A 23,219-nucleotide genomic window follows, 5' to 3' on the forward strand; every position below is an offset into this window, starting at 1 on the left:
AGCCCCCTTTCTTTTCACCCAGCGTTTCGCTTAGGCTTAAGATGCTTAGGATTTGGGGCGGCTGGCTTTTTCGGCGATGCCGGATTGGCGTTGGCGGCTGGCCAGCTCGTCCATCACTGCGCTGAGTGGCACGTCGCGTGATTGCAGCATCACCAACAGGTGGAACAGCACATCGGCCGCCTCTGAGGCGAGCCCATTTTTGTCGTCTTTGACGGCTTCGATCACCGCCTCAATCGCCTCTTCCCCGAACTTTTCGGCGCATTTCTCCGGGCCTTTTGCCAAAAGCTTGGCGGTCCAGCTGCTGGAGGGATCGGCTTTGGCGCGCTCGGCTACGATTTGGGCAAGATCGTCAAGGGTCATGCGAGCCTCATGGGGATGCCCGCGTTTGCCATGTGTTCCTTGGCTTCGCGGATGGTGTAATCGCCAAAGTGGAAAATCGAGGCGGCCAGAACCGCGCTCGCGCCGCCCTTGGTGACGCCTTCGACCAGATGGTCGAGCGTTCCAACGCCGCCCGAGGCGATGACCGGAACAGACACTGCATCGGAAATCGCGCGGGTCAGCGGAAGGTTGAAGCCGGCGCGGGTGCCGTCACGGTCCATCGAGGTGAGTAGGATTTCGCCTGCGCCTTTGGCAACCACGGTGCGGGCAAATTCGACGGCGTCGATGCCTGTGGGTTTGCGCCCGCCATGGGTAAAAATCTCCCACTTGCCGGGCGCGACCGTTTTGGCGTCGATGGCGACCACAATGCATTGGCTGCCGAATTGGTCTGCGGCCTCGGCCACCACATCGGGGTTAGCCACGGCGGCAGAGTTGAAGCTGACCTTGTCGGCCCCCGCCAGCAGCAGTGCCCGAACATCGGCCACGGTGCGCACGCCGCCGCCCACGGTCAGCGGGATAAAGCACTGTTCTGCCGTGCGGGTCACCACATCGAACATGGTGCCACGGTTTTCGTGGGTGGCGTGGATGTCGAGAAAACAGATCTCATCCGCGCCAGCGGCGTCATAGGCGCGGGCGGATTCCACAGGGTCGCCAGCATCGACCAGATCGACAAAGTTCACGCCTTTGACCACGCGGCCATCGGCGACATCAAGGCAGGGAATGATGCGAGTTTTCAGCATGGGGGCCTTATGGCTTGGAATGTGGCGCTTGGGAAGGGCGCAGGCTTATTCGGGGGTGATCTGGATGGTTTGGCGCAGCGCGCCCGTCAGTTGGTCGTAGATCAGAATGCGGTCATCTGTGGTGACAATGGCGTACCAGCCCGTGCCTTGGGTGAAGGCGGCCGGGCTTGTGCCGTCCGGCAGGGTGATCTGGTCTGGAAGCAGGGGCGTTTCATCGCTATAGCGTGACCAGATCAGCGCAACGATCAGCACCATACCGACGATCATCACGACCGTCAGGGCTGTCACCAACCCGCGCAAGAACTTCAGGCTGGCTGGAAGCTCAATTTCTGGCTCAGGAGATTCCGTCATGGCAACCACCGAATTGATTGTAATCATCGGCGCGGCACCGCCGCCCCGCCTTGATAAGGCGCTTGCGCGGGATGTGCCAGAGGAGGCGTCGCTTTCTCGCACCCGTTTGGCGCGGTTGATCGCGGATGGCCAGGTTCAGGTGAACGGCGCGATTGTTACGGACGGCAAGGCCAAGGTCGCGGAAGGCGATGAGGTGGCGATTATCGTCCCTGAGGCCGAAGACTATGACGTGCTGCCCGAGGATATCCCGCTAGAGATCCTCTATGAGGATGATGACCTGATCGTGATCAACAAACCGGCGGGTATGGTCGTCCATCCCGCGCCGGGGTCGCCTTCGGGGACGTTGGTGAATGCGCTGCTGCATCACTTTGGCGGCAATCTGTCTGGCGTGGGCGGCGAAAAGCGGCCCGGCATCGTGCACCGGATCGACAAGGACACATCGGGGCTGTTGGTCGTGGCCAAGTCGGACCGGGCGCATCATGGGCTGGCGGCGCAGTTCGAAAAGCACACGGTTGACCGCGAATATCGCGCGGTGTGCTATGGCGTGCCGGATACCGCCGATCCGCGCCTGCGCGGTGTTCGTGGCGTTTCGGTCGAGCCGGGCAATACCATCTGCATCACCACGCAATTGGCGCGGCACAAGACCGACCGTCAGAAACAGGCGGTGTATTTCGGGCAGGGGCGCCATGCGGTGACGCGTGCGCAATTGCTGGAAGCGTTCGGCACACCCGGCACCGCGGCCTTGGTGGCTTGCCGGCTGCAAACGGGGCGCACCCATCAAATCCGCGTGCACATGGCCCATGCCGGGCATGGATTGATCGGTGATCCGGTCTATGGCGGCAAGCGAAAGATCGCGGCCAAGGCCCTGAGCCCCGCCGCGGTGGAGGCGGTGAACGCGTTCAGCCGTCAGGCGCTGCATGCGGCGGTTTTGGGCTTTGTCCATCCGGCAACGGGCGAGATGCTGGAATTTGAGGCAGAGCTGCCCAGCGACATGCAGGATTTGCTGAATGCGTTGCGCAGCTGACGCATTTTACACATCCTTGTGACGACGCCGACATAATCACGCGCGCCCGCGCCCCTTGCCCTACATTGGGATTGAAGAAATTCGGACCCGGGCGCTTGAAACATGTTAGCGCCCTTCTTATCTGGATGTTAAGACAATAAACATCGAAGGGACTGCGATGAGTAACTATGCAAATCTGCCGGCACCTTCGCCGGAGGCTGGCCTGAGCCGCTACCTGCAAGAGATCCGCAAGTTTCCTCTGCTGGAGCCGGAAGAGGAATATATGCTGGCCAAACGGTGGGTTGAGGAACAGGACACCGCCTCGGCCCATAAAATGGTCACGTCGCACCTGCGCTTGGCCGCCAAGATTGCAATGGGCTATCGCGGTTACGGTCTGCCGCAGGCAGAGGTGATTTCTGAGGCGAACGTTGGTCTGATGCAGGCCGTCAAACGCTTTGACCCGGAAAAGGGCTTCCGCCTTGCGACCTATGCGATGTGGTGGATTCGCGCCTCGATCCAGGAATATATCCTGCGATCCTGGAGCCTTGTGAAACTGGGGACGACCTCGGCGCAGAAGAAGCTGTTCTTCAACCTGCGCAAGGCCAAGAACCGGATTGGTGCGCTGGAAGACGGCGACCTGCGGCCCGAGCATGTCGAAAAGATCGCCAACGATCTGGGCGTGTCCGAGAATGAGGTCATCTCGATGAACCGTCGTCTGTCGGGCGGGGATGCGTCGCTGAACGCGACCGTCGGCTCCGAAGGCGAAGGCACCATGCAATGGCAGGACTGGCTTGAGGACGAAGATGCGGACCAAGCTGGCGACTACGAGGCGCGGGACGAACTTGAGACTCGCCGCGATATGCTGGTGGCGGCGATGCAGGTGCTCAATGACCGGGAAAAGGACATTCTGACCCAGCGTCGTTTGATGGATCAGACGGTCACGCTTGAAGATCTGAGCGCGCAATACGGCGTAAGCCGCGAACGCATCCGCCAGATCGAAGTGCGCGCGTTTGAAAAATTGCAGAAGAAAATGCGCGATCTGGCCCGTGAACAAGGCCTTTTGCCTTCGGCTTGATCCTGCGCATGGCGCGACCCTTTGGGGCCGTGCAAGGACCTGACATCATTCATTTTCACAGGGGGCTGTGATGACGGATACGACTGACGATTTTACGATTGAAGATGCCGAACCGGTGACCGACCAAGAACCGATCTGGAAACGCATCCTCTATGCGGTGGTTTTGCTGATTCTGTTCGCGATTGCCGAAACCGTTCTGTGGGTGCTGACCGCGCTTCAGATCATCTGGGTTCCGCTGACCGGTGGGCCGAATAAGGCGATTGCCGATTTTGGCAAAACGCTGGCCGATTGGACCCGCAACGCGGTGGCCTATCTGACCGGGGCGGCTGCGGATAAGCCCTTCCCTTGGGCGGACACCAACAGCTAATCACCTTGCGACGCAGGTCGGTTGCGCTAACATGCGCGCAACTACACCGGAGGACGCAATGAGAAACCATGTGAATTGGGGCGTTTTGGGCGCCGCAAAATTCGCCAAGGAACATATGGCCCCGGCCATCCACGCCGCCCGTCGTGGGCGCTTGGCCGGGTTGGCCACATCCAGCGCTGACAAGGCCGCGCCTTTCGCGGCTATGACGCCGGACCTGACCGTATACGACAGTTATGATGCAATGCTGGCCGATCCGGCCATCGACGCCGTTTATGTACCGCTGCCCAACCACCTGCATGTGGAATGGGCGCTCAAGGCGATGGACGCGGGCAAGCACGTGCTGGTCGAAAAGCCACTGACCCTTAGGGCCGACCAATTTGACGAGGTGATCGCCAAGCGCGATGCGACCGGGTTGATTGCTGCCGAGGCCTTCATGATCGTGCACCACCCGCAGTGGCACAAAGCCCGCGAGCTGTATCAATCCGGGGCCATCGGCAAGCTGCGCCGCGTGTCGGCCGCGTTTTCTTATGACAATCGGCAGGACACAGGCAACATCCGCAACCGTCCCGATACGGGCGGCGGCAGCCTGCCGGACATCGGCGTCTATGTCTTCGGCTCAACCCGTTTCGTCACCGGAGAGGAGCCGACGCGCATCCTGTCGACCGAGATCGAGTATGAAAACGGTGTTGATGTCTGGGCGCATGTCACGGCGGAATTCCCCAGCTTCCACTATAGCGGCGTGACCTCGATGCGGATGACGCCTTGGCAGGATATGACTTTCCACGGGGATAAAGGCCTGATGCGGCTGACCGCGCCGTTCAACGCCAATGTCTACGATATCGCTCAGGTGGAACTGCATCTGCCGAATGCGGAACGCCAGTTCTACCGCTTCCCGATGGCATCGCATTACGTCAATCAGGTTGAGGCGTTTAACGCCAGTGTTCTGGATGGGGCAGACTATCCATGCCCGTTGGAATTCGTGCGCGGCACGCAGACCATGATCGATATGGTGATGGATTTCGAAAAAGCCAAGTAAGCCGCTGGTCCAAAACGAAAACGCCGCCCTCATAAGGGGCGGCGTTTTGCTGTTCTTGGGCAAGGTTTAGGCTGCGTTGATATTCGCAGGCTTGCCCGATTTGCCCGAGTTCTGGTCGATGAATTCCAGAACCAGCGGGCGGATGTTGTTGCGCCAGCTTTTGCCAGCGAAGATGCCGTAATGGCCTGCGCCTGGCTCCACGTGGCTGGCTTTCTTGCTGTCAGGCAGGCCGGTGCAAAGGTTCAAAGCGGCGATACACTGGCCGGGGGCCGAGATATCGTCTTTCGCGCCTTCGACGGTCTTGACCGCAACGCTGGTGATCGCACCCATGTCCACCTTATGCCCATCAACGATGAATTCGTTCTTGGCAATTTCGCGGTTCTTGAACACGCGTTCCACCGTCGACAGATAGAATTCAGCGGGCATATCCATGACGGCCAGATATTCGTCATAGAAGCGATTGTGCGCATCGTGATCCGACGCTTGCCCGCGCGACACGCGCGAGATTTGATCGGTGAAGGCTTTGCTGTGGCGGTCGGCGTTCATCGACATGAAGGACGACAGTTGCAGCAGGCCCGGATAGACCATGCGGCCCACCCCTTTGTATTTAAAACCAACCCGCTGGATCATGGTTTCTTCCAGTTGGCCCATGGTGACGCGGCGGCCAAAGTCGGTGACTTCGGTCGGGGCAGCGCCCGGATCGATCGGGCCACCGATCAGCGTCAGCGAACGGGGCTGCGCGTCGGGGTCCAGCTCGGCCAGATAAGCGGTGGCGGCCAAGGTCAGCGGCGCAGGCTGGCACACGGCGATCACGTGGGTGTCCGGTCCAAGGAAGCGCATAAACTCCATCAGATAGAGTGTGTAATCTTCGATGTCGAACTTGCCAGCGCTGACCGGGATATCGCGGGCATTGTGCCAATCGGTGACGTAGACTTCGCAATCGGGGATCAGCGATTGCACGGTCGAGCGCAGCAGGGTCGCGTAGTGACCCGACATCGGCGCAACCAGCAGGATTTTTCGCGCCATTTCTTCGCGGCCCAAAACGTTGAAGTGCAGCAGATCGCCAAAGGGCTTTTCCACCACGACTTCTTTGCTGACCAAGTGATCGCGGCCATCGGCGCAGGTCATGGTGCGGATGCCCCAGGACGGTTTGACGACCATACGTTCGAAGGTGCGTTCCGTCACTTCGCCCCATGCAGCAAGCCACTGCATTGCCGGGTTCGGCATGGCAGCCATTGCAGGATAGGAGGCCATGGTCTTCGCCGTCGCACCAAGCCACTGGTTGGTGTTGCGAATGGTTTCCATCAGGTCGTAAGTCGCCATATAGCGCATGCGCGTCTCCATCTCTCCGGGTTAATAGTCCCGGGTAAAACGCCGCGTTGAACTTTGGCAATGCGACGTTAATCTGACATCAGATTGTATGGGGGATTTGTTTAGATGACAACGAACGACGTTGCCGCAGCTGCAAACAAGACGCGTTTGGAGGAAAATCTCTCTCGAATCGAGGAGTTATCGCAACGGTTGGTTGCGGCGCTGCGGCAAAAGCAGTCGGTCAACCCATCGCTGAGTGCGCCAAGTGGCGATCTCTATGTTAAGGCCGCGCAGGCCTATATGCATGAGTGGATGCAAAACCCGGCCAAGGTTCTTGAACATCAGATTGAATTTTGGGGCAGTTCCGTGCGGCATTTCGTCGATGCCCAAAGCGCCCTGTCCAAAGGCAAGTTGCAGCCGCCCGCCGACACTGGCCCAAAGGACCGCCGGTTCAGCAATCCGCTCTGGGATTCGCACCCCTATTTCAACTTCGTCAAACAGCAGTACCTGATCAACGCCAAGGCCATCGAACAGGCCGTTGGCGATGTCGAAGATCTGGACGAAACCGAGAAGCGCCGGCTCAAGTATTTCGCCAGTCAGATCGTCGATATGATGGCGCCGACCAACTTTTTGGCCACCAACCCCGACGCCTTGGAACGTGCCGTTGCAACCGAAGGCGAAAGTCTGGTGCGCGGGCTGGAAAACCTTGTCGCCGATCTTGAGGCGAACAAGGGCGAATTGATTGTCCGACTGGTGGATGAAAGCGCGTTCGAGGTCGGGGGCAATATCGCCACCGCCGATGGTGAAGTGGTTTTCCGCAACCACATGATGGAGATCATCCAATACGCGCCCACCACCGAAAAGGTGCGTGAGACGCCGATCGTGTTGTTCCCGCCGTGGATCAACAAGTTCTACATTCTGGACCTGCGGGAATCGAACAGCTTTATCCGCTGGGTCGTCGATCAGGGTTATACGCTGTTTGTCGTCAGCTGGGTGAACCCCGATGAAAGCATGGCGCAGATCGGCATGGGCGACTATGTGCAAGACGGCTATCTGACCGCCTTCGACGTGGTCAAATCCATCACCAAGCAAGACCGGATCAACGCCATCGGCTATTGCATCGCGGGCACCACGTTGAACCTAACGCTGGGCTTGCTGAAAAAACGCGGCGACAAATCGGTCAAATCCGCGACCTTCTTTACCACGCTGACCGATTTCTCGGATCAGGGGGAATTCACGCCCTTCTTGCAGAATGACTTCATCGACGGGATCGAGGCCGAGGTGAACGCCAAGGGCATTCTGCATTCCTTCATCATGGCGCGAACCTTTTCCTTCCTGCGTTCCAACGATCTAGTCTATGGGCCTGCGATCCGCAGTTACATGCTGGGCGAAACGCCGCCCGCCTTCGACCTGCTTTATTGGAACGGGGACGGGGCCAACCTGCCGGGCAAGATGGTGGTCGAATATCTGCGCGGGCTGTGCCAGCGCAACGAACTGGCCGGGGATGGCTTTGAGGTTCTGGGCGAGACGGTGTCGCTAAAGGATGTCGATGTGCCCATGTGTTCCATCGCGTGTGAGACCGACCATATCGCCGCGTGGAAAGATTGCTATCGCGGGTTCCAGCAGGCGGCCAGCCGGTCGAAGACCTTTATCCTGTCTGAGTCGGGCCACATCGCGGGCATCGTTAATCCGCCCTCCAAAAAGAAGTACGGCCATTATCTGAACACCGATCTGAAACTGCCTGCCGAAGACTGGCAGGCGCAGGCAGATTTCCACGAAGGGTCCTGGTGGCCGCATTGGGAAAAGTGGATCGCCAAGCGGTCTGGCAAGTGGATTGACGCTCGCCCTGTAGGCGATTCGGAGCATCCGCCGCTCGCCCATGCGCCGGGGACGTATGTGTTGGTGAAGGCAAAGGGTTGAATTCTTTTGAAGATTATTTTTTCGGCAGCGCAGAAAGAAAATCCTTGAAATGCTGCGCCGCAGCATGCATATTGTTTGCAGCTGCAGAAAAAGCGAGGTGGGCTCGCTCAGCAAGCTAAAGGATTTTTAAGATGGCCAAGACCCAAGATTTCACCGCCCTGATGAAAGACATGATGGGCGCGTTCCCGGTTGACACCGCAGCCATGGAAGACGCTTTCAAAACCACCGCGACGCTGAACGAAAAGCTGTCGGGCGTTGCTCTGGAAGCTGCTGAAAAGTCGGCCGACATTTCGTCCAAGTGGACCAAAGACACCCTGACCAAACTGGCAGACATGTCGAAAGCAAAGGCAGAGCCGGCAGATTACGCAAAAGCCATCACCGATTTCGCATCGGCTCAGGCTGAAGTTGCTGCTGAAAACATGGCCGCCTTTGCTGAGATCGCCAAGAAAGTACAGATGGAAACCGTTGAGCTGATGATGGCTGCCGGCAAAGATCTGTCGGAAGACGCAACTGCCGCAGTGAAGAAGGCCACCAACGACGTGACCGCCGCTGCTAAGAAAGCTGCAACCGCAGCAAAGTAAGCTGACAAGCTTCGCGACGCTCACTTTCTCCTCCCAAATGTTATGAGCGTCGCTGCAAGGCCGGATCTTCAGATCCGGCCTTTTGTTTTTTCAATGGCTTGCTTTTGTTCTGCAGTCGCATAAGCTGCAATGCAGCGCCGCACTCTAGGGGAGGGACCCGTGCCAACCACCGATAAGCCACTCTTGATTAAGCGGTATGCCAGCCGTCGTCTGTACAACACCGAAACGTCTGACTACGTGACCTTGGAAGATATCGCCGGGTTCATTCGTGATGGCCGTGAAGTACAGATCGTCGATCTGAAGTCCGGCGACGACCTGACTCGCCAGTATCTGCTTCAGATCGTGGCTGAGCACGAAAGCCGTGGCGAAAACGTTCTGCCGATCAATGTTCTGACAGATCTGGTCCGCAGCTATACGACGCAAGCGACAAGCGTCGTGCCGCAGTTTCTGGCGGCCAGCTTTGATATGTTTCGCGACAGCCAATCGCATTGGGTTGAGAATATGAACAAGGTCAACCCAATGGCCGGTATTCCGGGGTTTGAGGCCATGCAAGCCCAGCAAGAGGCCTTCTTGAAGGCCATGACGGGCGGGCTAAAGCCGGGCAGCACCGTTCCTGGCACTGAAACCGGGGGCGAGGATCTGAGCGATATAAAGCGCCAGTTGGCCCAGTTGCAGGAAAAACTGTCGAAGATGGACAAATAAAAAGGGCGCCCCTCGGGGCGCCTTTTTCATCGTGTGGCCTTAGGTGCCGTAGGCTTTGACCTGACCGGCGACCGTTTGCGCCGCGTCAATCAGAACGGCGGCCACGGCATCGCATTCCTCCAGCGTCAGACGGGCGGGCAGGCGGGTATCACAAGCCCGCATCAGCATGGCCCGTGTCTGCGGCAGGTCCGGCATTTCGGGCATGAACTGCCAGTTCCAATAGGCGCGGGCGTTGTCGGTGCTTTGGCCAAAGACCTGCACCTTGACGCCATGCGCTTCGGCCTCGGCGGCGAAGGCTTTGACCTCATTGTCGCTCATGTCCACCAGATTGAACTGAAGCGAATCCGGCGCGCGATCTTCGGGCGGCAGTTTGTCCGGCACGTTGATCCAGGGCGAGGCGTTGATCTGCGCGGCCACGTGGTCGTGGTTGCGGCGGCCATCGGTGATCCGTCGCGGCACCTCGGCCAGCTGGGGGCGTAGCACGGCGGCGCTGAGGTTCGACATGCGCAGATTGTAAAGCGGCAGTTTGTTCTGCCAGCGCGCAAAAGCGTCGTGCAATTCGGTCGAGTTTTCGCCGCGCGGGCCTTTGTGCTTTTTCCAGTTATGCTCGTAAGCGCCCGACAGGATGACGGCCTGCGCGATAATGTCAGGATCGTTTGAGATCATGACCCCGCCTTCACCCCCATTCATCAGCTTGTAGCTTTGGAAGCTGAAGCAGCCGATCTTGCCGATGGTTCCGATTTTCTGTCCATGCCACGTGGTGCCAAGCGAATGGGCCGCGTCTTCGATCACGGGAATATCGCGCGCATTGCACAGCGCCATGATCGCATCCATGTCAGATGTATGCCCGCGCATATGGCTGATGATGACGGCCTGAACGCTGTCCAGCTTGGTCTCAAAATCGGCGATGTCGATGCGATAGTTGTCGCCCACTTCGCAGAGCACCGGCACACAATCGGCATGCACGATCGACGACGGCACAGCCGCAAATGTAAAGCCGGGGATCATCACCCGCGCGTCGCGGGGCAGGCCAAGCGCCTTGAGCGACAGGAACAGCGCCGCAGAACAGCTGCTTACGCAAAGCGCGTATTTCACGCCCATCATCTGGGCGAATTCGGCTTCCAGCAGGGTCACCGGTGCGTTTTCAGAGGCGGTGTAACGGAACAAATCGCCAGAGGCCATAAGCCGGTCGATCTCGGCGCGGGCCGCGTCTGGGATCGGCTCTGCGTCGTGCATGTTGGGCATATCGGACATATTTCAAAATCCTGAAACTTCACTTTGGAAATAGTAAATTAAGCGGGCGGGAAAGCCAAGCAGATCGCCCTGCACTGATGGTCGCGGGGGCTGTCAAAAGTGAAAGCGTTGGAAGATCAAACGCCTAGGCGGTCGCGCAGCGAAAACCACGTCATGGCAAGCGCCAAAAGCGGGCTACGGAAGGCCGTACCGCCCGGAAAGCGCGGGGTTGGGACGGCGGCCATAGCATCAAATCCGGCGGCTTGTCCTTCGATGGCAAGGGCCATCAATTGGCCCGCGTGTACCGCCGTGCCAAGGCCGTGGCCGGAATAGCCCGAGGCCGTCAGGATGTTGCGGTCCAGCCGCGCCAGATTGGGCATTCGGGTCATGGTAATCGCCAGCGTGCCGCCCCAGGCATAGTCAATACGAACGTCGCGCAGGTGCGGATACACCTTGGTCATCGGCTTGCGCACCACCGCCGCGATATTCCTGGGGAAGCGGTAGCCATAGCTTTCACCACCGCCGAACAGCAGGCGGTTGTCATGGCTGAGGCGAAAATAGTTCACTACGAATTTCGAATCCGCGACCGCCACATCTTCGGTCAACACGCGGGCGGCATCATCGCCCAGCGGTTCGGTTGCGACGATGAAATTGTTGATCGGCATGACCCGTTTCGGCACGCGATGATCCAGCTTGCCCAGATAGCCGTTGCCCGCCAGAACGACGTGATCGGCAACAACGCTGCCATCGACGGTCTGGACGGTGACTTTCGCGCCGCGCTCGATATCCAGCACTTGCGATTGTTCGTGCAGCACCGCGCCCGCGCGTTCAGCGGCATCGGCCAGCCCCAGCGCAAAGCGCAAAGGGTGTAGATGCGCCGCGCCCCGGTCAATCAGCCCGCCGACATAATCGGGCGAGGGGCACATGGCGTGGCATTCCTCGGCGTTCAGGGGGTGGATCTGATCGTAGCCATAGTCGGTCTGCAAATGCCGGGCATAGCTTTGCAGCTCCTCTGCCTCGGCTTGGGTCGATCCGGTCCAGGCCACGCCGGGTTTGAGGTAACAGTCAATCTGGTGCTGCGCGATCAGGGATTTGACCAGCGCCTTGGCATCTTCGCCCAAGTCCCACAGGTGGCGGGCATGGTCGGGGCCCATCATCTTTTCCAGCTTGCGTTGGTCCTGCCGTTGGCCGCTGCCCAATTGCCCGCCATTGCGGCCCGACGCACCAAAGCCCGCCCTGTGCGCCTCAAGGACGATGACCTTCAATCCTGCCTCGGCCATGTGCAGCGCCGCCGACAGCCCGGTGTAGCCCGCGCCGATCACGCAGACATCCGCTGTTTCCTGCCCCTTCAGGGCAGTGCGGGGCGCTTTGATATCGGCGGTCGCGGCATACCAGCTATCGGGGTATTGGCCGGATTGGTCGTTCGAATAGAGCAGGTTCATACGGGCTTTAGACGTTCAGCAACAGGTGTTCACGTTCCCACGGAGAAATCACCTGAAGGAATTCTTGGTATTCGGTGCGTTTGACGATGGAATAGACGCGGCAGAAATCCGGGCCCAGCACCTCTTGCATCGGTTTGCAGTCGTCGAACAGATCCAGCGCATCGCCCAGCACATTGGGGATTTCGCCGTCGCCCTCGTAGGCGTCACCGCGATATTGCTTGGTTGGGCGCAGGCCCTCTTTCATGCCCAGATAGCCCGCCGCCAAAGAGGCCGCGATGCCAAGGTATGGGTTGCAGTCCATTCCCGCCAGACGGTTTTCCACCCGGCGCGAATCCGGCGAGGACAGCGGAATGCGGATGCCGGTGGTGCGGTTGTCCCGACCCCATTCAAGATTGATCGGGGCGGCGTGGTCGCGCACGTAGCGGCGATAGCTGTTCACATAGGGCGCCATTACGGCAATCACCGACGGCAGGTATTTCTGAAGCCCGCCGATGAAGTTGTAGAACGCGTCGGTTTCGCCGTCATGCGGGCCTGAAAACATGTTCCGACCCGTTTCGATATCCAGCACCGAATGGTGAATATGCATGGCGCTGCCCGGCTCATTGGCGATGGGCTTGGCCATGAAGGTCGCAAAACAGTTGTGGCGCAGGGCAGCTTCGCGGATCAGGCGTTTGAAGTAAAACACCTCATCGGCCAGCTTGACCGGGTTGCCATGGCGCAGGTTGATTTCCAATTGGCCGGCGCCGCCTTCTTGGGTGATGCCGTCAATCTCAAAGCCCTGGGCCTCGGCGAAATCATAGATGTCGTCGATGACCGGGCCAAATTCATCCACGGCGGTCATGCTATAGGCCTGACGCGCGGCGGCCGGACGGCCCGAACGGCCCATCATCGGTTCGATTTCCTTGGCCGGATCAAGATTGCGGGCCACCAGATAGAATTCCATCTCGGGGGCGACCACGGGCTTCCAACCTTCAGCCAGGTACAGATCCATCACCCGCCTCAGCACGTTGCGCGGTGCATAGGGAATGCGGCGGTCCTTGCGGTCATAGGCGTCGTGGATCACCTGAAGCGTGACGTCCCCCGTCCAAGGCGCGGCGGTGGCGGTGGACATGTCCGGCTTCAGGATCATATCGCGTTCGATAAAGCCTTCGTCCTCATCCGCAGCTTCGCCCCAGTCGCCGGTGATGGTCTGGAAAAAGATGCTGTCGGGCAGGTGAAAATGCTGTTGGCGGATGAACTTGCTTGCAGGCACGGCCTTGCCCCGCGCGATCCCCGGCAGGTCCGAGATGACGCATTCCACCTCATCCAGCCGCTGTTCCGTTACATAGGCGCGGGCGGCCTCGGGCAGGTCATCGGTCCAATCGCTCATGCAAGGGTTCCTGTCTTGAAGAAGGTTTCAAATTCGTCGGCAAGGCGCTGGGTTGCCAAGGGCGTCTCAATCCGGTCATTGGCCGTATCAATCAGCGGCTGCGGCACTACGCCGGGTGCGCGCAAATCGATCAGGCCTTTGACCACGTCATGGCCGAATTCGGGGTGCGGCTGCACGGTATAGGCATGACCGGGATACAGCAGCGCCGCATGGGCGCAAAAATCGGTCTTGGCCACGGTTTCCGCCCCTTCGGGCGGGGTTACGACCTGATCCTGATGCCAGGCGTTCAGGCGGCGGGTTTCATCGCCAAAGGCATAATCCGTGGCGCCGATTGACCAGCCACCATCAAATTTGCGCACATCGCCGCCAAGCGCCTGCGCGATGATCTGGTGGCCAAAGCACACGCCAATCAGCGGCTTGCCAGCGGTGTAGATGTCGCGGATCAGCGCCTCAAGCGGGGGCAGCCACGCGTGGTCCTCATAGACCCCATGGCGCGATCCGGTGATCAGCCAGCCATCCTGCGCCTCTGGCCCATCAGGGAATTCGCCGTTCACCACGGCATAGGTGGTAAAGTCAAAGCCGCGCCCATCCAGAAGACGGGCGAACATGTCTGGGTATTCGCCCAACTGCTGCGCAAGCTCAGACGGGACGAGGCCGGTTTGAAGAATTCCGATTTTCATGGGTCACCAATAGGGTTGTACCAGTAAGGTACGGTCAGGGGCGGTGCAGAACAAGACGGCTCAGACCGTGTCGAGATAAATTTCCACCTGCTCGGTCGCGCTCAGTTCGGCCATATAGTGCAGTTCCTGCCGTTTGGTCAGAACCATGTTGCGGATCAATTCCTTAGGGAAAATCCGCGGCATGATGGTGCTGTTTTCAAAGGCGGTGATGGCGTCGCCCCACGTTCCGGCGATCTGCGGCAGGTCTTGGGCGTAGGAATTGCCGCGAATAGGTTCAGGCGGCTGGGTTTGATCCTCAATCCCATTCAGCGCCGCGCCAAGGATTGCGGCCAGCGTCAGGTACGGGTTCACATCGCCGCCCGACACGCGGTGCTCAATCCGGCGGCCTTTGTGGTTGCCACCGGGAATGCGTAGCGCCGCCGTGCGGTTTTCATAGCCCCAGCACATGCCGGTCGGCGCATGGGCGTCGGGCACCATTCGGTCATAGCTGTTCTGGTGCGGGGCAAAGATCAGCGTGCTGTCATACATCGCCTCAAGGCATCCGCCCACCGCATGCATAAGCGTCGAGGTGCCCTTGGCCGTGCCATCGTCAAAGATGTTTTTGCCCGCGTAATCCAGCACGGAAAAATGCGTGTGCATGCCCGATCCGGCGTAATCTTCATAGGGTTTGGCCATGAAGGAGGCGGCAAAGCCGTGGCGGCGGGCAATTCCCTTGACCAGCATCTTGAACAGCCAGGCATCGTCGGCGGCGCGCAGGGCGTCATCCTGATGCATCATATTGACCTCAAACTGGCCCAGCCCCGCCTCGGAAATCGCGGTATCGGCGGGAATGTCCATCGCTTCACAGGCGTCATACAGATCGGTGAAGAAGCTGTCGAAAGCATCCAGCGCCCGGATCGACAGAACCTCAGCCGCCTTGCGCCGCTTGCCCGACCGGGGCGATACAGGCACGGTCAGCTTCTTACCGCTGTCATCGATCAAAAAGAACTCCAGCTCCATCGCGACAACGGGTGTCATGCCGTTCATCCGATACCGGTCCACCACGGCCCGCAAGGCGTGGCGCGGATCACCGGCAAAGGGTTCGCCATTTTCGCGGAACATCCACAGCGGCAACAGGGCAGTCGGCGCCTCTAGCCACGGCATAGGCACAAAGCCTCGTTCCGTGGGCCGCAATACGCCGTCGGCATCGCCAGTGTCGAACACCAGCGGGCTGTCGTCGATATCCTCGCCCCAAATGTCCAGATTCATCGCCGACAGTGGAAAGCGCGTGCCATCCTCAACCACCTTATCGGCAAAGCGCGCCGGAACCCGTTTGCCGCGCGACTGTCCGTTCAAGTCGGCCGCCGCACAGCGAAAGGTGCGGATTTGGGGGTTCTTGCGCAGGAAGTGTCGGGTTTGGGAAAAGCTCATCTCAGGCCATCTTGTTGTTATTCTTGTCGTATCGCCACGCTCGCACCAAACACGCCTTTAGCGCAGCAACCTGGGCTTCAGCTTCAGACGCGGGCGGTCATTCTGCGGCAAATGCCGGTTCAGACGGCGGTTCACGATGCCAAACAGGGTGATGATGATCAGCGTCAGCAAGATGAAGTACCCCGCCAGAATGGGGTAGGGGATGAAGGGGTTGAAGGTCTTGTCTGCGAAGTAACTGGCGTAATAAAGCGCATCGCCCTGCTGTTGCCGCGCCGGGAAGCCGGAAAAGAACACCAGCGTCGTGGCATGGAACAAAAAGATCGCTTCATTCGTATAGGCGGGCCATGCCAGCCGCAGCATGGTCGGCCATGTGATCTTGCGGAACTTGGACCAGCCTTTGAACCCATAGGCATCGGCGGCCTCAATGTCGCCCTTGGGGACAGACATCAGCGCGCCGTAGAAAATCTCGCCGGAATAGGCGGCGGTGTTCAGGATCAGCACCACCAGCGCCCCGGACCATGCCGAGGTAAAGACCGATGCCGCCGGAAAGCTGGACTTCAGGCTGAGGAACAGGAAGTAGGCAAAGAAGAACTGGATGAACAACGGCGAGCCGCGAAACAGAAAGATGAACCATTCCGACAGTTTGCGCCACAACGCGCTTTGCGAGGCTTTGCCAAGCGCAACTGCCGTCGCCAGCATGAAGCCAACGATCACCGACAGCACGCCGAAATAGATGTTCCACAGCATGCCCGATCCAATCAGGACCACCTGTTGGCAAATGGTTAACTCGTCCCGCGGTAAAAGCCGCTCGCCATAGCCCAGCGAACGCAATCCGTAATCGGCCAGCGTTTCCCAGCAACTCATCTGAAAACGCCCCCGTGTATTTTCTGACCCGAAATATCCCGGGGGGCACGCGCGTCAGCGCGGGCGGGGCAGAGCCCCAATTTCAGGCCGTTGTCCAAAGGCGCGGCGGCCCCAGAGACTAGATCCAACCAAACCATCCTCACGCGGCCTTTCGCTGGGCTTCGCCGCCAACAGTGGCTTGGCCGTGGGTCAGGCGCTTCATCAGACGGTCCAGCACGACCTCAGACACGCGGGTGAACAGCAGGTAGAACACCAAAAGCCCAAAGAAGTACCACATCCGCCAGTCGGCATGCGGATAGTCGGTAAACCGGGCTGTCTTGGCCCCGCCCAATTCGCGGGCCCAATAGACGATGTCCTCAACCCCGAGCAGGAACAGCAGCGGCGTTGCTTTGATCAACACCATCCACAGATTGCCCAAACCGGGCAGCGCATAGACCCACATCTGCGGGACCAGAATGCGCCAGAAGGTCTGGCGCGGGGTCATGCCATAGGCCGCTGCGGTTTCAAGCTGCGCATGCGGAACCGACCGCATCGCACCGTACAGCACATTGGCGGCAAAGGCGCCAAAGACGATAGCAAAGGTCAGGACCGCCAGAAAAAACCCATAGGTTTCATGCACCCATTGCGGCGCGGTGCCCAAAGGCATCTTTGCCGCGGCGCAGACGATAAAGTCATTGCCCTGCCGGATCGGATCCGGCCAATCGGGGCATTTGACCTGATGCCGGATCCATTCGAACCCTTGGTCCAGCGCGATGACAAAGAACAAAAAGAACGCGATATCCGGCACGCCGCGCACAATGGCGATATAGCCTTTTCCGAACCAGCGCAGCGGCGTGATGCGCGACCGGGCCGAGGTGGCCCCGCCAAACCCGAACAGCAGCGCCGCCGGGGCGGTGATCGCCAACAGCGACAGAACAGTGCCGACCGACCAATACAGCGCCATGTGTTTTGGCGTGGTCAGGTAGCAGGCCAGCCAAGAAAACTGGTCAAGCTGGCTTGGGTCTGTGCACATACTGAAGATGGGGTGCCTCGGGGGATGTTGCGGTTTTTGCGTATTTGGAAAGAGAAGAAGGGGGCGGGTCTGCCCCCTTAGACAGACCGGGGGGCGAATGGCTTCGCCGCCCCGATCAGACGCTTAGAACGCAGCGCCGATTTCCCATTTTGCGATCAGCGTGTTCAGGCTGCCGTCGTCTTTCATCGACTGGATGGCAGCGTTGAACTTTTCTTTCAGCTCGCCATCGCTTTCGCGCAGGCCCATGCCAACACCGCCGCCGATCAGCTCTTCACGCTCCAGCATGACCAGATCGCCGCCTTCATCCGCAATCGGGGTCAGGAAGGATTTATCGGCCAGAACCGCGTCGGCTTCGCCGTTGCGCACCGCAGCAATGGTTTCATCGGGGGATGCAAATTCCAGCAGGGTCGCGCCCATTTCGGCGACAAAGCTGGCCTGAATGGTGTTGGTCTGAGCCGCGATGACCGCGCCTTCCAGTGCCACACCTTCATTGCCTGCCATCACCAGATAGGCCGAGGGGTCGGGCTGGGTGTAGTTCTGGGTGAAGTCGATGACCTCATCACGTTCTGCCGTGATCGACATTCCTGCGATGATGGTGTCGTAGTTGCCCGACACAAGGTTCGGGATGATCGAATCCCATTCGTTGGTGACCCATTCACAGGTCAGTTCAGCGCGTTTGCACAGCTCATCGCCCAGCTCACGCTCAAACCCATCAACTTGCCCAGCATCGTTGATGAAGTTGTACGGAGGGTAGGCGCCTTCGGTGCCCATGCGAACAACCGAGTGGCTGCCAGCGAATGCGACCGAGGCGGTGACAGCTAATGCGGCGGTGCCCAGTAGCAGTTTTTTCATGATAGTCTCCCTGAGGTTAGACGGCCATTGTTGAGGCCAGAAAGCCCTGTAGCCGTTCTGATTTTGGCGCGCCGAACAGCGTGTCCGGTGCGCCTTCTTCTTCGATTTTTCCTTGGTGCAGGAATATGACATGGTCGCTGACATCGGCGGCCATTTTCATATCGTGGGTGACGATCAACATGGTCCGGCCTTCGTTGGCCAGTTCCCTGATGACCTTGACGACCTCTTGTTCCAACTCGGGGTCCAGCGCCGAGGTGGGTTCATCAAACAAAAGCGCCTGCGGCTCCATACATAGGGCGCGGGCAATGGCGGCGCGCTGTTGCTGGCCGCCCGAAAGCTGCGCGGGATAGACATCGCATTTGTCGCCAATGCCGACCTTGTCCAGATAGGACCGCGCGGCGGCTTCGACCTCATCCCGGTCGCGGCCCAGCACCGTGACCGGCGCTTCCATGACGTTTTGCAGGATGGTCATATGGGCCCACAGATTGAACTGTTGGAACACCATCGACAGGTTCGTTCGGATGCGCAGGATCTGCGACGGATCAGCCGGGCGGCGCGGATGGCCGGACCAGCGCACGGGTTCACCGTTGAACAGGATGTCGCCCTTTTGGCTGTCTTCCAGAAGGTTGGCGCAGCGCAGCAGGGTGGATTTGCCCGACCCCGACGATCCGATCAGCGACACAACATCGCCGCGATGCGCGGTGACGTCGACACCCTTGATGACCTCCAAATCGCCGTAGCGTTTGTGAAGGTCACGAATTTCGATGACGGGTGATTCTGTTGGTTTTGGCGTGCTTGGCATGATTTGACCGTTTGGTCGGGAATTTTGCCAAGTTTTCCGCAAGAGGCAATGTCAAATCCGCCGGATCACGTGACGTTTCCGCCACGTGACCAAAGGTCAGCCGCGTTTCAAGGCAGTTTCACGCCCTTTCGCCAGAGGATTAGCCGCCCGAGATACGTCGCCGTGCCAATGCGCTGTCTTGATCCGAGATGCCAAGGAAGGACGTGACCATCCGCATCAGCGCGTCTTCTTCGGGGTCGCGCACGCCATCTGCCAGCACGACCTGCCACATCGCCTCAATCACGCCGATCCGATCTTCCAGCGGCACCGCCGCCTTGATCGCCGAGGTAAAGCGGAAGGTGTCGGGGGCCTCGGATTCCAGCGTTTCGGCGTCATGGCGCAGCTTGCTCGCCTCAAACGGCGACAGGGCGTAACGCTGGCTGCAGATCCGGTCGATCCGGGCCTGTTCTTCGGCGTCATAGCTTTCATCCGCGCGGGCAATCCGCACCAAAAGCGCCGTCAGCGCAAGACGTGCGTCCAGATCGGGCAGGGGCGCGGCATTCGTCGCCGTAAGGCGTTTTAGAAGATCAGCAAACATATGTGGCATATATGGCAGGCTATGCCGCCTGCCAATGGGTCACGGAATGCTATGGGCCAAACGGGCCGCTTCGGAATCCTCGTGGGACACGCCGATCTGTTCTACCACCAGCTCCACAAGCTCTGCTTCGCTTTCATGCGTAAAACCATCGGCCTGCGCGATCCGCCATAGCGCATCAATCAGCGCGCGGCGATCGTCATAGGACACACCATCGCGGACGACGGCGGCCAGATCGGCATTGGCGGGCAGTTCGCGGCCAAAGCGTTCACAGCGGGCGCGGAATTTGGCGGCCTCCAGCGGTTTCATCCCGTAGGCATCGCACAGAACCTTGTCGATCTGCTCAACCTCTTGAAACAGATAGGCATCGTCGGCCATGGCCACGCGGACCAGCAAGGTACCGACCGCCGCCTGGGCATCCAATTCGCCAAGCGGTGCGGGCTTTTTCGGCGGCGCATGTAGCAATTTTAAAATACGTTCGAACATGGCTTCACCCTCCTGCGGGCAGGCTATCGGGTTTGGCGCAAATGGGTAGGGGGAAATCGCCGCCTATGCAGACAGTTGGGCGAAATTCTTGGTCAGCCGCGCGGCTTCTTCCGACAGGCCATAGGGCGGATTGACGATGAACATGCCCGATCCGATCATCCGGTGGCCATCGCGGGCGGGGGGGAACCGCACCTCATGTTTCAGCGCATCGGGGAATTCGGCCTGAAGCGCCCGGATCATGGGGCCGTGCGGGCCATCCTTCAGCAGCGGATACCAAAGCGCCAGAATTCCGACGTTCCACTTGCGGTCAAGCTGTTGGAAGACCTTCGGGATCAGGTCGTAATCCGTTTTGATCTCATAGCTGGGGTCGACCAGCAGCAGCCCGCGGCGCGGGGTCGGAGGACAGATGCTTTGCACCATGTCCCAGCCGTCTTGCTGATAGGTGTTGGCCGATTTGATCCGCATCGCCGTGCGTAGGGCCGCATGTTCCTGCGGGTGCAGTTCGGCCAGATGCAACGTGTCCGTGTCGCGCAGCAGCGCCTTGGCAATCACCGGAGAGCCGGGGTAGGCGTTCGGCCCATGGGCTTTGCGCACCTCGGCCAAGGCCCGCATATAGGGGTGGCCGGGGGCAAACCATTTTGCCACCTTCGCAATGCCTTGTGCTGCCTCACCGGTCTTGATCGCCTCATCCGCCGACAGGTCATAAAGCCCGCGCCCGGAGTGGGTCTCGATATAGGACAGCGGTTTGTCCTTGCGCGTCAGATAATCCAACATCCACGCCAAAAGCGCATGTTTCTGAACATCCGCCAGATTTCCGGCGTGGTAGATATGTTGGTAGGAGAGCATGTGAGAGCATTAAGGCGGCAAATTTCTCGGCGCAATAGCTCAATCGGTGGGATCGGGCGCAAGTTTAAGAACTTGCGCCTAATTGGTGTTGTGTAAGTCGTTCAGTGGCAGTGAAGCGGTTGCTTCCCAGCATGGCAGCATTGACCCGGAGGCGAGGATTTACGGCAGCCGCCGCCATGGGAAATGGTTTGTTCTTTTGGGTGAACCCCAGTCCATACAGGTGCTGCAAAAGCGGAGCCGCCTGACGATAAGGCAAAGAAAAGAAACAGGAACGTACGAGGAATCATGGCAGGTGCCTTTAAATGGTTAACAATACGTTAATTTTCTTAGAAATAGAAAACCATTACAAGGCGATTAAAAAAATATCGCCGCCCAAATGGTTGTGGGCGGCGATATAATTTGTTTCGTTTGGTTTTATACCAGACGCGAATTGTCCTTGGCGGCGCGGACGAAGTCTTTGAACAGCGGATGGGGCTGGAACGGTTTGGACTTCAGTTCAGGGTGGAATTGGACGCCGATGAACCACGGGTGGTCCTTCCATTCGACGATTTCCGGCAAGCGGCCATCGGGCGACATCCCCGAGAAGCACAGGCCGACCTGTTCCAACTGGTCCTTATAGCTGATGTCCACTTCGTAGCGGTGGCGGTGGCGTTCGTCGATGGCGGTTGCGCCATAGACTTCGGCCACTTTCGACCCTTCGGCCAGAACCGCGTCATAGGCGCCAAGGCGCATGGTGCCGCCTTTGTCATCGGCGACCGACCGGTTGACCTTTTCGTTGCCCTGCACCCATTCCTTGAGGTGATAGACGACAGGTTCAAAGCGTTTCTTGCCGGCTTCGTGGTCAAATTCTTCGGACCCGGCCGCGGTCATGCCTGCCACGTTGCGCGCGGCTTCGATGACGGCCATTTGCATGCCAAGGCAAATGCCAAGGTAAGGGATCTTGTGTTCGCGGGCGAATTGCGCCGCTTTGATTTTGCCTTCGGTGCCGCGTTCGCCAAACCCGCCGGGCACAAGGATCGCGTGGAAGCCTTGAAGATAGGGGGTCGGGTCTTCGCGGTCGAAAATCTCGGCATCGACCCATTCCACCTTAACCTTGACCCGGTTGGCCATACCGCCATGGGTCAGGGCCTCGGCGATCGACTTATAGGCGTCTTCCAGCTGGGTGTATTTGCCAACGATGGCGACTTTGACTTCGCCTTCGGGGTTGTAGATGCGGTCGGCCACATCTTCCCAACGCTCAAGGTTCGGCTTGGGGGCCGGGGCGATGCCGAAGGCATCCAGAACCGCCTGATCCAACCCTTCGCGGTGGTAGGCGAGCGGGGCCTCATAGATCGACTTGAGGTCCTGCGCGGCAATCACCGCATCGGGGCGCACGTTGCAGAACAGCGCCAGCTTGTCGCGTTCTTTTTGCGGGATCGGACCTTCGGAGCGGCAGACCAGAATATCGGGTGCAATCCCGATGGAGCGCAGTTCCTTGACCGAGTGCTGAGTCGGCTTGGTCTTCAGCTCGCCCGAGGCGGCGATATAGGGCAGCAGCGTCAGGTGCATGAACACGCACTGGCCGCGCGGTTTGTCCTGGCTGAATTGGCGGATGGCTTCAAAGAAGGGCAGGCCTTCGATGTCGCCCACGGTCCCGCCGATTTCGCACAGCATGAAATCAACCTCATCCTCGCCGATCGAGATGAAATCCTTGATCTCATTGGTGACGTGCGGAATCACCTGAATCGTTTTGCCAAGGTAATCGCCCCGACGCTCTTTCTCGAGAACGTTGGTGTAGATCCGGCCCGACGAGATCGAGTCTGTCTTGCGGGCGGCCACGCCGGTGAAGCGTTCGTAATGGCCCAGATCAAGGTCCGTTTCGGCGCCGTCGTCGGTGACGAAAACTTCGCCATGTTCAAACGGGCTCATGGTGCCGGGATCGACGTTTAGATACGGATCCAGCTTGCGAAGACGCACAGAATACCCGCGCGCCTGCAAAAGCGCACCCAAAGCGGCCGAGGCAAGACCTTTGCCCAGACTTGAAACAACACCGCCGGTGATGAAGATAAAGCGTGCCATGTGGCCCGAACCCCGTGATTTATTTCATATTTTTCTGCCCCAGGTCCGAGTCGGATCCATAGCATCACGGGACTTGAGATATACAAGATTCGGTCAACATTGTCCAGATAACCGCAAGATGCTGTTA

Annotated in this window: 24 protein-coding genes; 7 read left to right on the forward strand and 17 right to left on the reverse strand. The window is 59.2% G+C overall.

All coding sequences use genetic code 11. From position 1 onward, the window contains the following. Positions 1-45: 45 nt before the first annotated feature. Genes PRI8871_RS14095 through PRI8871_RS14105 form a run of 3 tightly spaced genes read right to left on the reverse strand, consistent with a single transcriptional unit; the run spans position 46 to position 1,469 of the window. A complete protein-coding gene (locus tag PRI8871_RS14095) occupies positions 46-360 on the reverse strand; it encodes a phosphoribosyl-ATP diphosphatase (RefSeq protein WP_108886878.1) in 315 nt (104 codons plus the stop codon). Further along, entirely contained in the window at positions 357-1,118 is a 762-nt protein-coding gene (gene hisF, locus PRI8871_RS14100) for an imidazole glycerol phosphate synthase subunit HisF (RefSeq protein WP_108886879.1), read from the reverse strand. Before hisF ends, PRI8871_RS14095 begins: the two co-directional genes overlap by 4 nt. Positions 1,119-1,163: 45 nt before the next feature. Next, a complete protein-coding gene (locus tag PRI8871_RS14105) occupies positions 1,164-1,469 on the reverse strand; it encodes a DUF6476 family protein (protein WP_108886880.1) in 306 nt (101 codons plus the stop codon). On the opposite strand from PRI8871_RS14105, the gene PRI8871_RS14110 reads away from it, so the two are divergent. From PRI8871_RS14110 to PRI8871_RS14125, 4 genes are all read left to right on the forward strand, one after another. Next, positions 1,468-2,493, forward strand: a complete 1,026-nt coding sequence (locus PRI8871_RS14110; protein ID WP_108886881.1) for an RluA family pseudouridine synthase — start codon at positions 1,468-1,470, stop codon at positions 2,491-2,493. The two genes, PRI8871_RS14105 and PRI8871_RS14110, sit on opposite strands and share 2 nt — an antisense overlap. Positions 2,494-2,650: 157 nt before the next feature. After that, complete coding sequence (rpoH, locus tag PRI8871_RS14115) at positions 2,651-3,547, forward strand: RNA polymerase sigma factor RpoH (protein ID WP_108886882.1); 897 nt, start codon at positions 2,651-2,653, stop codon at positions 3,545-3,547. Between the two features lie 70 nt (positions 3,548-3,617). Next, positions 3,618-3,914 carry a DUF4389 domain-containing protein gene (locus PRI8871_RS14120; protein WP_108886883.1) on the forward strand — a complete coding sequence of 99 codons (297 nt, stop codon included), beginning with the start codon at positions 3,618-3,620 and terminating at the stop codon, positions 3,912-3,914. 58 nt (positions 3,915-3,972) lie between these two features. Continuing rightward, a complete protein-coding gene (locus PRI8871_RS14125; protein ID WP_108886884.1) occupies positions 3,973-4,950 on the forward strand; it encodes a Gfo/Idh/MocA family protein in 978 nt (325 codons plus the stop codon). A gap of 66 nt (positions 4,951-5,016) precedes the next feature. Here the strand turns inward: PRI8871_RS14125 and phaZ are convergent, their stop codons facing one another. Then, a complete protein-coding gene (gene phaZ / locus PRI8871_RS14130) occupies positions 5,017-6,282 on the reverse strand; it encodes a polyhydroxyalkanoate depolymerase (protein ID WP_108886957.1) in 1,266 nt (421 codons plus the stop codon). A 105-nt stretch (positions 6,283-6,387) separates the two neighbouring features. Here phaZ and phaC point away from each other — a divergent pair, with 105 nt between their 5' ends. The 3 genes from phaC to phaR all read left to right on the forward strand — a co-directional run bounded on the left by phaC (position 6,388) and on the right by phaR (position 9,464). After that, positions 6,388-8,181 carry a class I poly(R)-hydroxyalkanoic acid synthase gene (gene phaC / locus PRI8871_RS14135; protein WP_108886885.1) on the forward strand — a complete coding sequence of 598 codons (1,794 nt, stop codon included), beginning with the start codon at positions 6,388-6,390 and terminating at the stop codon, positions 8,179-8,181. A gap of 131 nt (positions 8,182-8,312) precedes the next feature. Beyond that, on the forward strand, positions 8,313-8,762 hold the full coding sequence (locus tag PRI8871_RS14140; protein ID WP_108886886.1) for a phasin family protein: 450 nt from the start codon (positions 8,313-8,315) through the stop codon (positions 8,760-8,762). A 159-nt stretch (positions 8,763-8,921) separates the two neighbouring features. After that, positions 8,922-9,464, forward strand: coding sequence for a polyhydroxyalkanoate synthesis repressor PhaR (gene phaR, locus PRI8871_RS14145; RefSeq protein ID WP_108886887.1), 543 nt, complete (start codon positions 8,922-8,924; stop codon positions 9,462-9,464). Positions 9,465-9,503: 39 nt separating this feature from the next. Here phaR and PRI8871_RS14150 read toward each other — a convergent pair whose 3' ends face one another. From PRI8871_RS14150 to pyrG, 13 genes are all read right to left on the reverse strand, one after another. Further along, positions 9,504-10,718, reverse strand: a complete 1,215-nt coding sequence (locus tag PRI8871_RS14150; protein ID WP_108886888.1) for a DegT/DnrJ/EryC1/StrS family aminotransferase — start codon at positions 10,716-10,718, stop codon at positions 9,504-9,506. 116 nt (positions 10,719-10,834) lie between these two features. Next, positions 10,835-12,139 carry an NAD(P)/FAD-dependent oxidoreductase gene (locus PRI8871_RS14155; RefSeq protein WP_108886889.1) on the reverse strand — a complete coding sequence of 435 codons (1,305 nt, stop codon included), beginning with the start codon at positions 12,137-12,139 and terminating at the stop codon, positions 10,835-10,837. A 7-nt stretch (positions 12,140-12,146) separates the two neighbouring features. Continuing rightward, a complete protein-coding gene (locus PRI8871_RS14160) occupies positions 12,147-13,508 on the reverse strand; it encodes a glutamine synthetase family protein (protein WP_108886890.1) in 1,362 nt (453 codons plus the stop codon). After that, complete coding sequence (locus PRI8871_RS14165; RefSeq protein ID WP_108886891.1) at positions 13,505-14,188, reverse strand: type 1 glutamine amidotransferase; 684 nt, start codon at positions 14,186-14,188, stop codon at positions 13,505-13,507. Before PRI8871_RS14165 ends, PRI8871_RS14160 begins: the two co-directional genes overlap by 4 nt. Before the next feature lie 60 nt (positions 14,189-14,248). After that, complete coding sequence (locus PRI8871_RS14170; RefSeq protein WP_108886892.1) at positions 14,249-15,598, reverse strand: glutamine synthetase family protein; 1,350 nt, start codon at positions 15,596-15,598, stop codon at positions 14,249-14,251. 57 nt (positions 15,599-15,655) lie between these two features. Then, the gene (locus tag PRI8871_RS14175; protein ID WP_108886893.1) at positions 15,656-16,462 is read right to left on the reverse strand and encodes an ABC transporter permease; all 807 of its coding nucleotides are present in this window, start codon (positions 16,460-16,462) and stop codon (positions 15,656-15,658) included. Positions 16,463-16,601: 139 nt separating this feature from the next. Continuing rightward, positions 16,602-17,483, reverse strand: coding sequence for an ABC transporter permease (locus PRI8871_RS14180; RefSeq protein WP_108886894.1), 882 nt, complete (start codon positions 17,481-17,483; stop codon positions 16,602-16,604). A gap of 114 nt (positions 17,484-17,597) precedes the next feature. Further along, the gene (locus PRI8871_RS14185; protein ID WP_108886895.1) at positions 17,598-18,326 is read right to left on the reverse strand and encodes a transporter substrate-binding domain-containing protein; all 729 of its coding nucleotides are present in this window, start codon (positions 18,324-18,326) and stop codon (positions 17,598-17,600) included. 16 nt (positions 18,327-18,342) lie between these two features. Then, positions 18,343-19,128 carry an ABC transporter ATP-binding protein gene (locus PRI8871_RS14190; RefSeq protein ID WP_108886896.1) on the reverse strand — a complete coding sequence of 262 codons (786 nt, stop codon included), beginning with the start codon at positions 19,126-19,128 and terminating at the stop codon, positions 18,343-18,345. Positions 19,129-19,267: 139 nt separating this feature from the next. Next, entirely contained in the window at positions 19,268-19,705 is a 438-nt protein-coding gene (locus tag PRI8871_RS14195; protein ID WP_108886897.1) for a tellurite resistance TerB family protein, read from the reverse strand. Between the two features lie 39 nt (positions 19,706-19,744). Further along, a complete protein-coding gene (locus PRI8871_RS14200; protein WP_108886898.1) occupies positions 19,745-20,188 on the reverse strand; it encodes a tellurite resistance TerB family protein in 444 nt (147 codons plus the stop codon). Positions 20,189-20,251: 63 nt separating this feature from the next. Continuing rightward, complete coding sequence (locus PRI8871_RS14205) at positions 20,252-21,034, reverse strand: 23S rRNA (adenine(2030)-N(6))-methyltransferase RlmJ (RefSeq protein WP_108886899.1); 783 nt, start codon at positions 21,032-21,034, stop codon at positions 20,252-20,254. Positions 21,035-21,448: 414 nt separating this feature from the next. Beyond that, entirely contained in the window at positions 21,449-23,092 is a 1,644-nt protein-coding gene (gene pyrG, locus PRI8871_RS14215; RefSeq protein ID WP_108886901.1) for a CTP synthase, read from the reverse strand. Positions 23,093-23,219 lie beyond the last annotated feature (127 nt).

This window comes from Pseudoprimorskyibacter insulae, from assembly GCF_900302505.1.
Taxonomy (GTDB): domain Bacteria; phylum Pseudomonadota; class Alphaproteobacteria; order Rhodobacterales; family Rhodobacteraceae; genus Pseudoprimorskyibacter; species Pseudoprimorskyibacter insulae.

Coding starts and splice junctions, on each gene's coding strand:
- PRI8871_RS14190 (WP_108886896.1), bottom strand. CDS start 19,128: ATGCCAAGCACGCCAAAACCAACAGAATCACCCGTCATCGAAATTCGT.
- PRI8871_RS14185 (WP_108886895.1), bottom strand. CDS start 18,326: ATGAAAAAACTGCTACTGGGCACCGCCGCATTAGCTGTCACCGCCTCG.
- PRI8871_RS14105 (WP_108886880.1), bottom strand. CDS start 1,469: ATGACGGAATCTCCTGAGCCAGAAATTGAGCTTCCAGCCAGCCTGAAG.
- hisF (WP_108886879.1), bottom strand. CDS start 1,118: ATGCTGAAAACTCGCATCATTCCCTGCCTTGATGTCGCCGATGGCCGC.
- rpoH (WP_108886882.1), top strand. CDS start 2,651: ATGAGTAACTATGCAAATCTGCCGGCACCTTCGCCGGAGGCTGGCCTG.
- phaC (WP_108886885.1), top strand. CDS start 6,388: ATGACAACGAACGACGTTGCCGCAGCTGCAAACAAGACGCGTTTGGAG.
- phaZ (WP_108886957.1), bottom strand. CDS start 6,282: ATGCGCTATATGGCGACTTACGACCTGATGGAAACCATTCGCAACACC.
- PRI8871_RS14125 (WP_108886884.1), top strand. CDS start 3,973: ATGAGAAACCATGTGAATTGGGGCGTTTTGGGCGCCGCAAAATTCGCC.
- pyrG (WP_108886901.1), bottom strand. CDS start 23,092: ATGGCACGCTTTATCTTCATCACCGGCGGTGTTGTTTCAAGTCTGGGC.
- PRI8871_RS14095 (WP_108886878.1), bottom strand. CDS start 360: ATGACCCTTGACGATCTTGCCCAAATCGTAGCCGAGCGCGCCAAAGCC.
- PRI8871_RS14120 (WP_108886883.1), top strand. CDS start 3,618: ATGACGGATACGACTGACGATTTTACGATTGAAGATGCCGAACCGGTG.
- PRI8871_RS14205 (WP_108886899.1), bottom strand. CDS start 21,034: ATGCTCTCCTACCAACATATCTACCACGCCGGAAATCTGGCGGATGTT.
- PRI8871_RS14140 (WP_108886886.1), top strand. CDS start 8,313: ATGGCCAAGACCCAAGATTTCACCGCCCTGATGAAAGACATGATGGGC.
- PRI8871_RS14175 (WP_108886893.1), bottom strand. CDS start 16,462: ATGAGTTGCTGGGAAACGCTGGCCGATTACGGATTGCGTTCGCTGGGC.
- PRI8871_RS14195 (WP_108886897.1), bottom strand. CDS start 19,705: ATGTTTGCTGATCTTCTAAAACGCCTTACGGCGACGAATGCCGCGCCC.
- PRI8871_RS14155 (WP_108886889.1), bottom strand. CDS start 12,139: ATGAACCTGCTCTATTCGAACGACCAATCCGGCCAATACCCCGATAGC.
- PRI8871_RS14110 (WP_108886881.1), top strand. CDS start 1,468: ATGGCAACCACCGAATTGATTGTAATCATCGGCGCGGCACCGCCGCCC.
- PRI8871_RS14200 (WP_108886898.1), bottom strand. CDS start 20,188: ATGTTCGAACGTATTTTAAAATTGCTACATGCGCCGCCGAAAAAGCCC.
- PRI8871_RS14150 (WP_108886888.1), bottom strand. CDS start 10,718: ATGTCCGATATGCCCAACATGCACGACGCAGAGCCGATCCCAGACGCG.
- PRI8871_RS14165 (WP_108886891.1), bottom strand. CDS start 14,188: ATGAAAATCGGAATTCTTCAAACCGGCCTCGTCCCGTCTGAGCTTGCG.
- PRI8871_RS14160 (WP_108886890.1), bottom strand. CDS start 13,508: ATGAGCGATTGGACCGATGACCTGCCCGAGGCCGCCCGCGCCTATGTA.
- PRI8871_RS14170 (WP_108886892.1), bottom strand. CDS start 15,598: ATGAGCTTTTCCCAAACCCGACACTTCCTGCGCAAGAACCCCCAAATC.